At 49.8% G+C, this 13,955-nt stretch carries 11 protein-coding genes, 4 tRNA genes and 1 other RNA gene; 1 reads left to right on the top strand and 15 read right to left on the bottom strand.

Annotated elements, in window-relative coordinates:
- Positions 1-115: 115 nt before the first annotated feature.
- From rpoB to M2406_RS26210, 13 genes are all read right to left on the bottom strand, one after another.
- A complete protein-coding gene (gene rpoB / locus M2406_RS26150) occupies positions 116-4,144 on the bottom strand; it encodes a DNA-directed RNA polymerase subunit beta (RefSeq protein WP_012004744.1) in 4,029 nt (1,342 codons plus the stop codon).
- Positions 4,145-4,477: 333 nt separating this feature from the next.
- Entirely contained in the window at positions 4,478-4,843 is a 366-nt protein-coding gene (rplL, locus tag M2406_RS26155) for a 50S ribosomal protein L7/L12 (protein ID WP_012004743.1), read from the bottom strand.
- Between the two features lie 62 nt (positions 4,844-4,905).
- On the bottom strand, positions 4,906-5,403 hold the full coding sequence (rplJ, locus tag M2406_RS26160) for a 50S ribosomal protein L10 (RefSeq protein ID WP_004953935.1): 498 nt from the start codon (positions 5,401-5,403) through the stop codon (positions 4,906-4,908).
- A 342-nt stretch (positions 5,404-5,745) separates the two neighbouring features.
- Positions 5,746-6,450, bottom strand: coding sequence for a 50S ribosomal protein L1 (gene rplA / locus M2406_RS26165; RefSeq protein ID WP_012004742.1), 705 nt, complete (start codon positions 6,448-6,450; stop codon positions 5,746-5,748).
- Between the two features lie 3 nt (positions 6,451-6,453).
- A complete protein-coding gene (gene rplK / locus M2406_RS26170) occupies positions 6,454-6,882 on the bottom strand; it encodes a 50S ribosomal protein L11 (protein WP_006323135.1) in 429 nt (142 codons plus the stop codon).
- 158 nt (positions 6,883-7,040) lie between these two features.
- Positions 7,041-7,586 carry a transcription termination/antitermination protein NusG gene (gene nusG, locus M2406_RS26175; RefSeq protein WP_012004741.1) on the bottom strand — a complete coding sequence of 182 codons (546 nt, stop codon included), beginning with the start codon at positions 7,584-7,586 and terminating at the stop codon, positions 7,041-7,043.
- A 1-nt stretch (position 7,587) separates the two neighbouring features.
- The gene (gene secE / locus M2406_RS26180) at positions 7,588-7,971 is read right to left on the bottom strand and encodes a preprotein translocase subunit SecE (RefSeq protein WP_012004740.1); all 384 of its coding nucleotides are present in this window, start codon (positions 7,969-7,971) and stop codon (positions 7,588-7,590) included.
- Positions 7,972-8,228: 257 nt separating this feature from the next.
- Entirely contained in the window at positions 8,229-9,413 is a 1,185-nt protein-coding gene (gene tuf / locus M2406_RS26185) for an elongation factor Tu (RefSeq protein WP_017891327.1), read from the bottom strand.
- 109 nt (positions 9,414-9,522) lie between these two features.
- A tRNA-Thr gene (locus tag M2406_RS26190) sits at positions 9,523-9,598 on the bottom strand.
- A gap of 6 nt (positions 9,599-9,604) precedes the next feature.
- Positions 9,605-9,679, bottom strand: a tRNA-Gly gene (locus tag M2406_RS26195).
- 37 nt (positions 9,680-9,716) lie between these two features.
- A non-coding RNA gene (locus tag M2406_RS26200) (RtT sRNA) lies at positions 9,717-9,832 on the bottom strand.
- Positions 9,833-9,878: 46 nt separating this feature from the next.
- Positions 9,879-9,963 (bottom strand) — tRNA-Tyr (locus M2406_RS26205).
- Positions 9,964-9,987: 24 nt separating this feature from the next.
- Positions 9,988-10,063, bottom strand: a tRNA-Thr gene (locus M2406_RS26210).
- Positions 10,064-10,501: 438 nt separating this feature from the next.
- On the opposite strand from M2406_RS26210, the gene coaA reads away from it, so the two are divergent.
- Positions 10,502-11,452, top strand: coding sequence for a type I pantothenate kinase (coaA, locus tag M2406_RS26215; protein WP_012004738.1), 951 nt, complete (start codon positions 10,502-10,504; stop codon positions 11,450-11,452).
- 47 nt (positions 11,453-11,499) lie between these two features.
- Here coaA and birA read toward each other — a convergent pair whose 3' ends face one another.
- Together birA and murB are read right to left on the bottom strand one after the other, a co-directional pair.
- Positions 11,500-12,462 (bottom strand): bifunctional biotin--[acetyl-CoA-carboxylase] ligase/biotin operon repressor BirA, encoded by a 963-nt coding sequence (gene birA, locus M2406_RS26220; protein ID WP_012004737.1) that lies wholly within the window; start codon positions 12,460-12,462, stop codon positions 11,500-11,502.
- Positions 12,459-13,496 carry a UDP-N-acetylmuramate dehydrogenase gene (murB, locus tag M2406_RS26225; protein WP_126501223.1) on the bottom strand — a complete coding sequence of 346 codons (1,038 nt, stop codon included), beginning with the start codon at positions 13,494-13,496 and terminating at the stop codon, positions 12,459-12,461. Before murB ends, birA begins: the two co-directional genes overlap by 4 nt.
- Between the last annotated feature and the right edge of the window lie 459 nt (positions 13,497-13,955).

Below are 13,955 nucleotides of genomic sequence, written 5' to 3' on the forward strand. Positions count from 1 at the left end.
TTGGCTCCTGTCGGAGTTAAACCTGTTGGGCGCACGCTGACAAATCGCGCGCCCGTGTGACCTGAACAACCACCCTCAGGCTCCCTAAGGCCGGGAGCCTGAGCCGGAAAAACGATTACTCGCCTTCCAGTTCGATGTTGATACCGAGCGAGCGGATTTCTTTCAACAGTACGTTGAAGGACTCCGGCATGCCTGGTTCCATGCGGTGATCGCCATCCACGATGTTTTTGTACATCTTGGTACGGCCGTTAACGTCATCCGACTTAACGGTGAGCATTTCCTGCAGGGTATAAGCTGCGCCGTATGCTTCCAGTGCCCACACTTCCATCTCACCGAAGCGTTGACCACCGAACTGCGCCTTACCACCCAGCGGTTGCTGAGTAACCAAGCTGTAAGAACCGGTTGAACGGGCGTGCATTTTATCGTCAACCAAGTGGTTCAGTTTCAGCATGTACATATAGCCAACGGTAACCTGGCGCTCAAATTGCTCACCGGTACGGCCATCGAACAGCGTAATCTGACCCGAGGTTGGGATCCCGCCCATTTCCAGCAATTGCTTGATTTCACTCTCTTTCGCACCATCAAACACCGGCGTTGCGATTGGCATACCTTTTTTCAGGTTCTCTGCCAGACGCAGTACTTCGTCGTCGGTGAAGGTGTTCAGGTCAACTTTCTGGCAGACATCGTCGCCCAGATCGTAAGCCTTCTGAATGAACTCACGCAGCTTGGCCACTTCCTGATGCTGCTTCAGCATTTGGTTGATCTTCTCACCAATGCCTTTCGCAGCCATACCCAAGTGGGTTTCCAGGATCTGACCGATGTTCATACGTGATGGTACGCCCAACGGGTTCAGTACGATGTCAACCGGCGTGCCGTTTTCATCGTAAGGCATATCTTCGATCGGGTTGATCTTGGAGATAACACCCTTGTTACCGTGGCGGCCTGCCATCTTGTCACCCGGTTGGATCTGACGCTTAACAGCCAGATAAACCTTAACGATTTTCAGCACGCCTGGTGCCAGATCATCGCCCTGGGTGATCTTACGACGCTTGGCGTCCAGCTTCTTCTCGAAGTCGGATTTCAGCTCGTCGTACTGCTCTGCCAACTGTTCCAGCTGGTTTTGCTTTTCTTCGTCGGTCAGGCCCAGTTCCAGCCAGCGATCGCGTGGCAGTTTGCTCAGCTTTTCAGCTTCAACACCGCCGGCAACCAGCACCGCATGGATACGTGCGAACAGACCAGCTTCCAGGATCTGCAGTTCTTCAGTCAGGTCTTTTTTCGCCTGCTTCAGCTGCATCTCTTCGATTTCCAACGCACGCTTGTCTTTTTCCACGCCATCGCGGGTAAAGACCTGCACGTCGATAATCGTACCGGAAACGCCGTTTGGTACGCGCAGAGAGGAGTCTTTAACGTCAGACGCCTTCTCACCGAAGATCGCACGCAGCAGCTTCTCTTCTGGCGTCAGCTGGGTTTCACCTTTTGGTGTTACCTTGCCAACCAGAATGTCGCCACCGGTCACTTCAGCACCGATATACACGATACCGGACTCATCCAGTTTGGAGAGCGCAGCTTCACCCACGTTAGGGATGTCGGCAGTGATCTCTTCAGGCCCCAACTTGGTGTCGCGAGACACACATGCCAGTTCCTGGATGTGGATGGTAGTGAAGCGATCTTCCTGAACGACACGCTCGGACACCAAGATGGAGTCTTCGAAGTTGTAGCCGTTCCATGGCATGAATGCCACGCGCATGTTCTGGCCCAGCGCCAGTTCACCCAGGTCAGTGGATGGGCCATCTGCCAGCACGTCGCCGCGCTCGATTGGCTCACCCAGATTCACACACGGCATCTGGTTGATACAGGTGTTCTGGTTAGAACGGGTGTACTTGGTCAGGTTATAAATATCGATACCTGCTTCGCCCGCGAGCATCTCGTCTTCGTTAACTTTAATAACGATACGGGAAGCATCCACGTACTGGATCACACCGCCACGTCGAGCTACGGCAGTAACACCGGAGTCAACAGCTACAGCACGTTCCATACCGGTACCTACCAGCGGCTTGTCAGCACGCAAGGTTGGAACCGCCTGACGTTGCATGTTCGCACCCATCAATGCACGGTTGGCGTCATCGTGTTCCAGGAATGGAATCAGTGAAGCACCAACGGATACAACCTGCTGGGTTGATACGTCCATATAGTCAACCTGGTCGCGGCTGAACAGGCTTGATTCGCCTTTGCTACGACAGGTGACCAGGTCTTCTACGAAGCGGCCGTCATCATCCAGGTTGGAGTTCGCCTGAGCGATAACGAAGTTGCCTTCTTCAATAGCAGACAGATAGTTGATTTCATCGGTAACCAGGCCGTCACGCACGCGGCGGTACGGAGTTTCCAGGAAGCCATACTCGTTGGTCTGTGCGTACACGGACAAGGAGTTGATCAGACCGATGTTTGGACCTTCCGGCGTTTCGATTGGGCACACGCGACCGTAGTGAGTCGGGTGTACGTCTCGAACTTCAAAGCCGGCACGTTCACGGGTCAGACCGCCTGGGCCCAATGCAGAGATACGACGTTTGTGCGTAATCTCGGACAACGGGTTGTTCTGGTCCATAAACTGAGACAGCTGGCTGGAGCCGAAGAACTCTTTCACCGCCGCCGAAATCGGCTTGGCGTTGATCATGTCCTGTGGCATCAGGGTGTCCAGATCGCCCAGGGACAGACGTTCTTTAACCGCACGCTCAACACGCACCAGACCTACACGGAACTGGTTCTCAGCCATTTCGCCGACGGAACGGATACGACGGTTGCCCAAGTGGTCGATATCGTCCACTTCGCCTTTACCGTTACGGATACCGATGAGCTTCTTCATCACTTCAATGATGTCGTCTTTGCTCAGGATGCCCGAACCTTCGATCTCGTCACGCAGCAGAGAACGGTTGAACTTCATACGACCAACCGCAGACAGATCGTAGCGGTCTTCAGAGAAGAACAAGTTCTCAAACAGGTTTTCAGCAGCTTCGCGCGTTGGCGGCTCACCAGGACGCATCATGCGGTAGATTTCTACCAGTGCGCTCAAACGATCGCTGGTTGGATCGACACGTACAGTCTCAGAGATGTATGCACCGTGGTCCAGATCGTTGGTGAACAGCGTTTCGATACGCTTGTGGCCTGACTGGCTCAGTTTGGCCAGCAGATCCAGCGACAGCTCCATGTTGGCTGCGCAGATCAGCTCACCGGTATTGGTATCGATATAGTCCTTCGCGACCACTTTGCCCGCGATGTACTCAACCGGTACTTCAATACTCTGAATTTCGTCTTTTTCGAGCTGACGGATATGACGAGCGGTGATACGACGGCCTTTCTCAATGTAGATCTTGCCGTTGGCTTCGATATCAAACGAAGCAGTCTCACCACGCAGACGTTCTGGAACCAGCTCCATCTGCAGCTTGTTATCACGGATCTCGTAAACTACTTTCGCAAAGAACAGGTCAAGGATCTGCTCAGTGGTGTAGTTCAATGCACGCAGAATGATGGTCGCAGGCAATTTACGGCGACGGTCAATACGCACAAACAGGTTGTCTTTCGGGTCAAACTCGAAATCCAGCCATGAACCGCGATAAGGGATGATACGTGCGTTATACAGCACTTTACCCGAAGAGTGGGTTTTACCCTTATCGCTGTCAAAGAATACGCCAGGACTACGGTGAAGCTGAGATACGATAACCCTCTCAGTACCGTTGATCACAAAGGTGCCGTTTTCGGTCATGAGCGGAATTTCGCCCATATAGACTTCTTGTTCCTTGATGTCTTTGACCGTGCCTTCCGGAGCTTCGCGCTCATAGATTACCAGGCGCAGTTTTACGCGCAGCGGTGCAGAGAACGTCACACCACGGATCTGGCACTCTTTGACGTCGAAGACCGGCTCACCAAGACGGTAGCTAACGTATTGCAGCTCCGAATTGCCACTGTAGCTCTGGATAGGGAAAACAGAACGGAAGGCGGCTTCTAGGCCGTGCTGCCCTTCTGGATCTTGCTCGATAAACTTCTGGAACGAATCAAGCTGGATAGAAAGGAGATATGGTATGTCCAAAACTTGTGGACGCTTACCAAAATCCTTACGAATACGTTTTTTCTCGGTATAGGAGTAAACCATAGGGTTCCTCAGCTCGCTGGAAAGTCGAACCTATTGTCCGTCCGGATATAGGACGGTTCACGCAACACCATTTTGTCGACCGGAAAGCGGGAACACTCTCCGCAATACTCGTTTCTATCACGCTTAAATCATTTCGTTGCGTTGTGCGGCAGATTTTGCTGCGGCAGGGAAGGCAATATATTAAGTCGTCGATAGAAAGAAATATTGGGGTTAGCCAGTAGCCAAACAGTGTGAAACTCTACTGACGCCCTACAGCGCAAAAAGGCTGGTGACCAAAAAGTCACCAGCCATCAGTCTGTTAGTTAAAACAGACTGCACTCAGAAAGCAGTGGCTTATTTAACTTCAACTTCAGCGCCAGCTTCTTCCAGAGCTTTTTTCAGTGCTTCAGCGTCGTCTTTGCTGATGCCTTCTTTCAGTGCTGCTGGTGCAGACTCAACCAGGTCTTTAGCTTCTTTCAGACCCAGGCCAGTTGCGCCACGTACTGCTTTGATTACTGCAACTTTGTTCGCGCCGATACCTTTCAGTACAACGTCGAATTCAGTTTTTTCTTCAACAGCTTCAGCAGCAGCAGCAGGACCTGCAGCTACAGCAGCAGCAGAAACACCGAACTTCTCTTCCATAGCGGCGATCAGTTCAACGATTTCCATTACAGACAGAGCTGCAACGCCTTCGATAATTTGGTCTTTAGTGATAGACATAACAAATGTTCCTAAAATTCAGAAATAGTTTAAATACGTAAGCAACGGATAAGAAAAAGGGCTTATGCCGCTTCTTTCTGATCGCGCAGTGCAGCCAGAGTGCGAACCAATTTGCCGGCAGCGGCTTCTTTCATGGTTGCCATCAGGCGTGCGATTGCTTCATCGTAAGTAGGCAGAGTTGCCAAGCGGTCAATTTGTGCCGCAGGGATCATCTCACCTTCAAAGGCCGCAGCTTTAATCTCGAACTTTGCATTCGCTTTCGCGAAATCTTTGAACAGACGAGCAGCAGCGCCCGGGTGTTCATGAGAAAATGCAATCAAGGTAGGACCGACGAACGTGTCTTTCAGGCATTCGAATGGAGTGCCTTCAACTACGCGACGCATCAGGGTGTTACGAACAACACGCATGTAAACGCCAGCTTCACGACCTGCTTTACGCAGTTCAGTCATTTTATCAACGGTAACGCCACGGGAATCCGCAACAACCGCAGACAGCGCGCCTTTGGCTACTTCGTTGACTTCAGCAACAATCGCTTGTTTGTCTTGAAGATTTAATGCCATTAGCTCTTTGCTCCTGGATTTAGCCGGGGGAAATCCCCGGCACTCACATCACTCAACACCTTGTGATAAATCACGCAGTGAGAGCGTTCAAACACGGTGAGCAGAATCCAGCAAAGACTATTCTTTTATAAAAAGAAAAAATTTCTTTAGGCTCTGTCACCGTCTACGCAGGAAGGATTAAGTACCTTTCGATACACCTGCGGTCTTGGACGGAGGCCTGGATAGGCCAGGCTCCAACCGAAAAATCTTTGTTTCGCTGTGGCTATGGCCAATAGCAAAACCTTGGGGCATAAGATTCTAGACAAATCTTCGCCCCAAGTCAAAGCGATAATCGCAGGGCGATTAGTTCGCTACAGCAGTCAGGCCGCTTTGATCGATAGCAACGCCAGCACCCATGGTGGTGGAGAGGCTAACTTTCTTGATGTACACGCCTTTAGCCTGAGATGGTTTTGCTTTTTTCAGCGCAACCAGCAGAGCTTCCAGGTTTTCTTTCAGCTTGTCTGACTCGAAATCAACCTTACCGATAGTGGTATGGATGATGCCGTTTTTGTCGTTACGATAACGAACCTGACCTGCTTTAGCGTTTTTCACAGCTTCAGCAACGTTCGGAGTAACGGTACCCACTTTCGGGTTTGGCATCAGGCCACGTGGACCCAGGATCTGGCCCAGTTGACCAACAACGCGCATTGCATCAGGAGAAGCAATAACAACGTCGAAGTTCATTTCGCCTTTCTTGATCTGGTCTGCCAGATCTTCCATACCTACCAGCTCTGCGCCAGCAGCTTTAGCTGCTTCAGCGTTAGGGCCCTGGGCAAATACGGCAACGCGAACGGAACGACCGGTGCCGTTTGGCAGAACGGTAGCGCCACGAACGTTTTGGTCAGATTTACGAGCGTCGATGCCGAGGTTAACAGCAACGTCAACGCTTTCTACGAATTTAGCGGTGGCCAGCTCTTTCAGCAGAGCAACAGCTTCGGTGATGTCATACTGTTTAGTAGCATCAACTTTGTCACGGATCACGCGCATGCGCTTGGTCAGCTTAGCCATTTCTTAATCCTCCACTACCAGGCCCATGGAACGAGCAGTACCTTCGATGGAGCGAGTCATCGCTTCAACGTTGGAACCAGTCATGTCCGCAGCTTTGGTTTCTGCGATTTCACGTACCTGAGCACTTGTCACTTTACCTACTTTGTCTTTGTTCGGCTTGCCTGAACCAGACTTGATACCAGCCGCTTTTTTCAGCAGAACTGCTGCTGGCGGGGTTTTGGTAACGAAAGTGAAAGAACGGTCAGAATAAACAGTAATAACAACCGGAATCGGCAGACCTTTCTCAACGCTGTCAGTCTTAGCATTGAACGCCTTACAGAATTCCATGATGTTAACACCTTGCTGACCCAGAGCTGGACCAACTGGCGGACTTGGGTTCGCCATACCGGCTGCAACTTGCAGCTTAACGTAGGCTTGTACTTTCTTGGCCATTTACAATTCCTCGGTTTGGGTAATAACGCCTCGCAAAAGGCTCCCCGTGTATCACCTCACTCTAAAGAGCAAGGCCTATAAAAACAAAAGGCGCGAAATTATAGTTCAATTTCGCGCCTCTGACAAGCGGCAAAAGCCACTTATTGCTGATTAATTGATCAGCCCTTCTCAACCTGAGCGAAGTCCAGTTCCACCGGCGTTGCACGGCCAAAGATGGAAACGGAAACTTTCAGGCGACTCTTCTCGTAATCCACTTCTTCAACAACACCGTTGAAGTCAGCGAACGGACCATCGCTAACGCGGACCAATTCACCCGGTTCGAACAGCGTTTTCGGACGCGGCTTATCACCAACCTGCTGCAGGCGGTTCATAATCGCATCGACTTCTTTGTCGCTAATCGGCGCCGGACGGTCAGAAGTCCCGCCGATGAAACCCATTACGCGTGGAACGCTGCGTACCAAGTGCCAGCTGGCATCGTTCATCACCATCTGAACCAGTACATAGCCAGGGAAGAATTTACGTTCACTTTTACGACGTTGGCCGCCACGGATTTCAACAACTTCTTCCGTAGGAACCATGACTTCGCCGAACAGTTCTTCCATATCATGCAGTTTGATGTATTCACGCAGCGATTGCGCTACGCGACCTTCAAAACCGGAAAACGCCTGAACGACGTACCAACGTTTTTTTGGAGCTTCAGACATTTTAGAACCTCAGGCCAGTAATAAACGATACCAGACGGACCAGAATACCATCCAGCCCCCACAGAATCAGTGACATCACGGCAGTTACCGCGGCAACGATCAACGTGGTATGTAGCGTTTCCTGACGAGTTGGCCAGATCACTTTACGTACTTCAGTACGCGCTTCGCGTGCAAACGCAACGGTGGCTTTGCCTTTGGTCGTCATCAGCGCCACAGCGCCTGCAACAGCGATAACCACTACAACGGCCAGCGCGCGTAATGGCAGGCTGAAATCACGGTAGAAATAGTTACCGACAATCGCTACAACCAACAGAACAGCGACGATAAGCCATTTAGCCGTTTCCAGGCCGCGCCCGCTCCCTTGAGCCTCGGTATTCGCACTCATAAACCAACCTGTCACAATGAATTCAGAACAGACAACTTTGCCTCGCACTGCAAGGCAAACCAAACCGATCAGATGCTGCTCGGCAGCATTTCGGTGTTTTACGCTATGACGTATTTCAGTCAATACGCTTTAAGAGCCCATCTCACCAATGATTATGACTGCAAAATCGCTGATGAGATAGGTTCTAGTTCACAGCGTAGAAAAAGGGCATCAAATGATGCCCTTTTACCGCGTGTCGCGTCAAACGTTATCAGCGATTAAGCGATAACTTTGGCAACAACACCAGCGCCAACAGTACGGCCGCCTTCACGGATTGCGAAACGCAGACCGTCGTCCATCGCGATTGGGTGGATCAAGGTGACTTTCATGTTCACGTTGTCACCAGGCATTACCATCTCAACGCCTTCTGGCAGTTCGATGGTACCGGTCACGTCAGTGGTACGGAAGTAGAACTGTGGACGGTAGCCTTTGAAGAATGGAGTATGACGACCACCTTCATCTTTGCTCAGGATGTACACTTCTGAATCGAACTGAGTGTGCGGCTTGATAGAACCTGGTTTAGCCAGTACCTGACCACGTTCGATGTCTTCACGCTTGATACCACGCAGCAGAACACCAACGTTCTCACCAGCACGGCCTTCGTCCAGCAGTTTGCGGAACATTTCAACGCCGGTACAGGTAGACTTAACGGTGTCTTTGATACCAACGATTTCAACTTCTTCGCCAACTTTAACGATACCGCGCTCAACACGACCGGTAACAACAGTACCACGACCGGAGATGGAGAATACGTCTTCGATTGGCAGCAGGAACGGCTTGTCGATAGCACGCTCTGGTTCTGGGATGTAAGAATCCAGGTAGCCAGCCAGCTCGATGATTTTAGCTTCCCACTCAGCTTCGCCTTCCAGTGCTTTCAGCGCTGAACCACGAACAACCGGCAGGTCATCACCAGGGAAGTCATAAGCAGACAGAAGTTCACGAACTTCCATTTCTACCAGTTCCAGCAGCTCTTCATCATCAACCATGTCGCATTTGTTCATGAATACGATGATGTAAGGAACGCCAACCTGACGACCCAGCAGGATGTGCTCACGGGTCTGAGGCATAGGGCCGTCAGTCGCAGCAACAACCAGGATAGCGCCGTCCATCTGAGCAGCACCGGTGATCATGTTTTTAACGTAGTCGGCGTGCCCTGGGCAGTCAACGTGCGCGTAGTGACGAGTCGGGGTGTCATATTCAACGTGAGAAGTGTTGATGGTGATACCACGAGCTTTTTCTTCTGGCGCGTTATCGATCTGGTCGAAAGCACGTGCAGAACCGCCGTAGGTTTTAGCCAGAACGGTAGTGATTGCTGCAGTCAGGGTAGTTTTACCGTGGTCAACGTGGCCGATAGTACCGACGTTAACGTGCGGTTTTGTACGTTCAAACTTTTCTTTAGACATCGATTGTCCCTCTAAGACACGGATAAATCGGTGGTATCACCACATCAACCAAGCATTTGCCTGTTGAATCCAGAACAGAAAGAAAATCAGGGGGCGAGATTATAAGAAGTGGTGCTGATAGGCAGATTCGAACTGCCGACCTCACCCTTACCAAGGGTGCGCTCTACCAACTGAGCTATATCAGCACATCTTGGAGCGGGCAGTGGGAATCGAACCCACATCATCAGCTTGGAAGGCTGAGGTAATAGCCATTATACGATGCCCGCATCCTGGAACTCGGCTACCTGACTTTTCTGTAGAATTTTTAGGTGGGAGAAGGATTGTTCGTCGCTTAACTCTCACCCTTCGGGCCGGCTGCGCGATGCGCTGCACAACTCGAACCTTGCTGAAGACTTTCGCCTTCCCCTTCCGCAATTTAACCGTTGCGAGTTTATCGCTGGCCAGTTAACTGCCGAAGGCAAGATATGGTGGTGGGGGAAGGATTCGAACCTTCGAAGTCTGTGACGGCAGATTTACAGTCTGCTCCCTTTGGCCGCTCGGGAACCCCACCAGATTTTAACTATTGTGACTTGATTGGTGCCGGCTACCGGAATCGAACTGGTGACCTACTGATTACAAGTCAGTTGCTCTACCAACTGAGCTAAGCCGGCATCAAGTGCAGCGCATTCTAGGTAGACCGGACGGGCTATGCAACAAAAAAATTGCGTTAACTGCACTTTCGCTCACAAATCGCCCAATTTTGCCCACTACCTGGCAATTCACACTGTAAGGCGTGCAAAAATTCATCAATCACAGTCAGCACTCCCTACACTGTAATTGTTCTTTTGCCAGTGTCGCCCACATATTTTACCTAAACAGCAGTTTCACCCCATTCGGCAAGCTGTGAATTGAAGTAAAAATACGCCTAAAGCGACTTCCGCCTACTGCGCGCCGCTTCGCACAATTGAGATAAACTCATACTAATCGCCAACTTTTGCGAAAAAAGTCTACGTCAAAAACGAAGCTGTCTATAATATGCAGCTTGATTATTATCTGGAGTTGGCGTCCGGCGCCTTTCCCAACCTGCGTTAACAGGCAGAATTTGGCTTATGATAAAAAGAGATCAATCTTTAGCGACGCCCTATCTTCAGTTCGATCGTACCCAGTGGGCTGCGTTACGGGATTCGGTGCCGCTGACACTGTCAGAAGAAGAGATTGTTAAACTGAAAGGGATTAACGAAGATCTCTCTTTGGAAGAGGTAGCACAGATTTATCTGCCGCTATCCCGATTGTTGAACTTCTATATCAGTTCGAACCTGCGCCGTCAGGCCGTACTTGAGCAATTTCTCGGTACCGATGGACAAAAAATCCCCTACGTGATCGGCATTGCCGGCAGCGTTGCCGTAGGTAAAAGTACCACGGCACGTTTGCTACAGGCATTGCTTAGCAGTTGGCCGGAACATCGTAGCGTTGAGTTGATCACCACCGACGGTTTCCTGCATCCGAATAAGGTGTTGAACGAACGCGGGCTGATGAAGAAAAAAGGCTTCCCACAGTCTTATGATATGCACAGCCTGGTGAAATTTGTTTCTGAAGTGAAATCAGGCGCTAAGCGCGTGACCGCTCCGGTCTATTCCCATCTGATTTACGATGTTGTTCCCGAAGGGAATAAAGTCATCGAGCAGCCGGATATTCTTATTCTTGAAGGGCTAAACGTATTACAGAGCGGGATGGATTACCCTCACGATCCGCATCGTGTATTTGTTTCTGACTTTGTTGATTTTTCAATATATGTCGACGCACCTGAAGAACTGCTGCAATCCTGGTATATCAATAGATTTCTTAAGTTCCGTCAGGGTGCATTTTCCAATCCTGACTCTTATTTCCATAACTATTCCAAGTTACCTGAACCAGAAGCTATCAATATAGCATCTCAACTATGGAATGAGATTAATGGATTGAATTTACAAGAAAATATCTTACCCACCCGCGAACGCGCCAGTCTGATCATGACGAAGAGTGCTAATCACGCGGTTGAAAACGTACGTTTAAGAAAGTAATTTAATAATAAGCAGGGGCTTACCGGCCCCCTTATATTTAATGATAATTACTCGGCGCTGCGCAGAGAGATTTCCCCGCCAATGAACGGTTTAATCACACCGTCCTGATCGAGCAATAATGCCCCTTGTTGATCAATGCCTCGTGCTATACCAAAAATTTGTTGTTCACCAATTAATAGTTTAACCGGCCGATCGATAAAGTTGTCCAAAGCACGCCAGCGCGCAATAAATGGCGCTAAACCATCAATCTCAAATTGCCGCAGCGATTGGCGCAATTCATTGAGTAAGGTGGCGGCCAATTCATTACGATCGATATTAATCCCCGCCTCCTGCAGGTTTATCCAGCCTTGATTAATCGCATTGGCATTGGTTTCACGCATTGCCAAATTGATACCGGCACCAATGACCAGTTGTGCCGCATCACCGGTTTTTCCTGTTAATTCGACCAAGATACCAGCTAACTTGCGATCGTTAAGGTATAAGTCGTTTGGCCATTTAACCCTGACATCTTGTGCCCCAAGGTCTTTGAGCACCTCGGCCATCACGATGCCAATCACCAGACTCAGCCCCATTGCGGCTGCAGGCCCCTGATCCAGACGCCAAAACATGGAGAGATACAGATTGGCGCCAAATGGTGAGATCCATTGACGACCGCGACGGCCACGACCGGCCTGCTGGTACTCAGCAACACAGGCATCGCCAGATTGCAGTTCGGTAATACGATCCAGCAAATATTGGTTGGTGGAGTCCACAACCGGCAGCACAGTGACACGTTTATCAACCAGTTGGTCAAGAATACATTCAACATCCAGTAACTGGATCGGGCTCGGTAGGCTATAGCCCTTTCCGGGCACGGTAAACACATCCAAACCCCATTCGCGGATGGTCTGGATATGTTTATTAATAGCGGCACGACTCATGCCCAGCAACTCGCCAAGATGCTCACCAGAATGGAAATCGCCATCGGCCAGTATAGAAATGAGCTTAAGGGGAACTTTGGTGTCCTTCATGAAAGAACCTCTACGGCATTCAACTCACCAACCGCACCGATAAAGCGAACTTCCGGCTCAAGCCATACGTCGAATTTTTTCGCTACGGTATTACGTACATGCCGTGCCAGCGCCACCACGTCCTGACTGGTGGCATTATCCGTATTAACCAGCACAAGCGCCTGTTGATTATGTACCGCCGCACCGCCAATTTGGTGTCCTTTTAGCCCACACTGATCGATCAACCAGCCTGCAGCCAGCTTCACCTGACCATCCTGCTGCGGATAATGCGGTATGCCAGGATATTCGGTGGTCAACTCAGCGGCTTTTTCACTACCAACCAGTGGGTTTTTGAAGAAGCTGCCTGCATTACCCGTCACTTTAGGATCGGGCAATTTGCTGCGGCGCATTGCACATACAGAGTCAAATACCTGACGTGGTGTCACCGTTTCAGGATCCAGCTTTGTCAGATCGCCATAATTCAGCATCGGTTCCCATTGCTTGCTAAGGCGCAGGCCTACACCAACAATGATATGCCCCTTCTGAAAATGATGTTTAAAAATACTTTCTCGGTAGCCAAAGCCGCAGTCAGATGCGGCAATGCGATCGATGGCACCCGTAGTCAGATCCAATAGATCAACGTAGTCACATACGCTCTTGAGTTCGATACCATAGGCACCGATGTTCTGAATAGGTGCAGAGCCGACCAGGCCGGGGATTAACGCCAGGTTTTCCAGCCCGGGAATGCCGATTTCCAGAGTGCGACAAACCAAACCATGCCAATTCTCACCAGAGCTAACGTGAAGAAACCAGGCATCTTTCTCTTCTCGGATGTCGATACCTTTTAATTGATTGATCATTACCGTACCGGAAAAATCATCAAGAAACAGGACGTTACTCCCTTCTCCAAGTACCAGTAGCGGCTCTTGACGCTTCTGTGTTTTCTGCCAAACCTTGATCATTAATTCGATTGTTTCTGCAATGACCAGATGCGCTGCGTTGACCGGGAGCGCAAAAGTATTGTGTTTTTTTAATGACGCGCTTTCAGTAGACATAACGATAAATACCTATACGGAAATGAACCTGCACCTAGTCTACTCGATTCGGCACGCCAGGCTAATATTTGTTTTCATCGATAGGGCTTTTATCTGGAGAACATCCATCGGGGGAATGCGTTCGATTGTTTTATAAGGTATTTTCTATATAAATGAATTAAGTAATAAGTTCTAGATAGAAACCAAAATGATTAATACCGGCATTTCCTCATAACTGAGTCTTATTAGCACAAATTCAAACACTCCTCCTAAATTGGATTATATATATTTGAAGTTATTTATCATTTTTAAACATTGTTGATATTTATATATTAAAGATAGCCAGTTGGCTTTTATTCGGAGGATATTGTGATGTGGATGCTTCAAGGCGCAGCGTAGCTGCGTCTGTTTTTGTCTTTTGCACACAGCAAAAAGGCCATCCTTGCGGATGGCCTCTTGGCTTAATTGATGCCTGGCAGT

It is taken from the genome of Serratia sp. BIGb0163 (assembly GCF_024809935.1).
GTDB classification, from domain to species: domain Bacteria; phylum Pseudomonadota; class Gammaproteobacteria; order Enterobacterales; family Enterobacteriaceae; genus Serratia; species Serratia quinivorans.

Coding starts and splice junctions, on each gene's coding strand:
- coaA (WP_012004738.1), top strand. CDS start 10,502: ATGATAAAAAGAGATCAATCTTTAGCGACGCCCTATCTTCAGTTCGAT.
- murB (WP_126501223.1), bottom strand. CDS start 13,496: ATGTCTACTGAAAGCGCGTCATTAAAAAAACACAATACTTTTGCGCTC.
- rplA (WP_012004742.1), bottom strand. CDS start 6,450: ATGGCTAAGCTGACCAAGCGCATGCGCGTGATCCGTGACAAAGTTGAT.
- rplK (WP_006323135.1), bottom strand. CDS start 6,882: ATGGCCAAGAAAGTACAAGCCTACGTTAAGCTGCAAGTTGCAGCCGGT.
- rplJ (WP_004953935.1), bottom strand. CDS start 5,403: ATGGCATTAAATCTTCAAGACAAACAAGCGATTGTTGCTGAAGTCAAC.
- secE (WP_012004740.1), bottom strand. CDS start 7,971: ATGAGTGCGAATACCGAGGCTCAAGGGAGCGGGCGCGGCCTGGAAACG.
- tuf (WP_017891327.1), bottom strand. CDS start 9,413: ATGTCTAAAGAAAAGTTTGAACGTACAAAACCGCACGTTAACGTCGGT.
- rpoB (WP_012004744.1), bottom strand. CDS start 4,144: ATGGTTTACTCCTATACCGAGAAAAAACGTATTCGTAAGGATTTTGGT.
- rplL (WP_012004743.1), bottom strand. CDS start 4,843: ATGTCTATCACTAAAGACCAAATTATCGAAGGCGTTGCAGCTCTGTCT.
- nusG (WP_012004741.1), bottom strand. CDS start 7,586: ATGTCTGAAGCTCCAAAAAAACGTTGGTACGTCGTTCAGGCGTTTTCC.
- birA (WP_012004737.1), bottom strand. CDS start 12,462: ATGAAGGACACCAAAGTTCCCCTTAAGCTCATTTCTATACTGGCCGAT.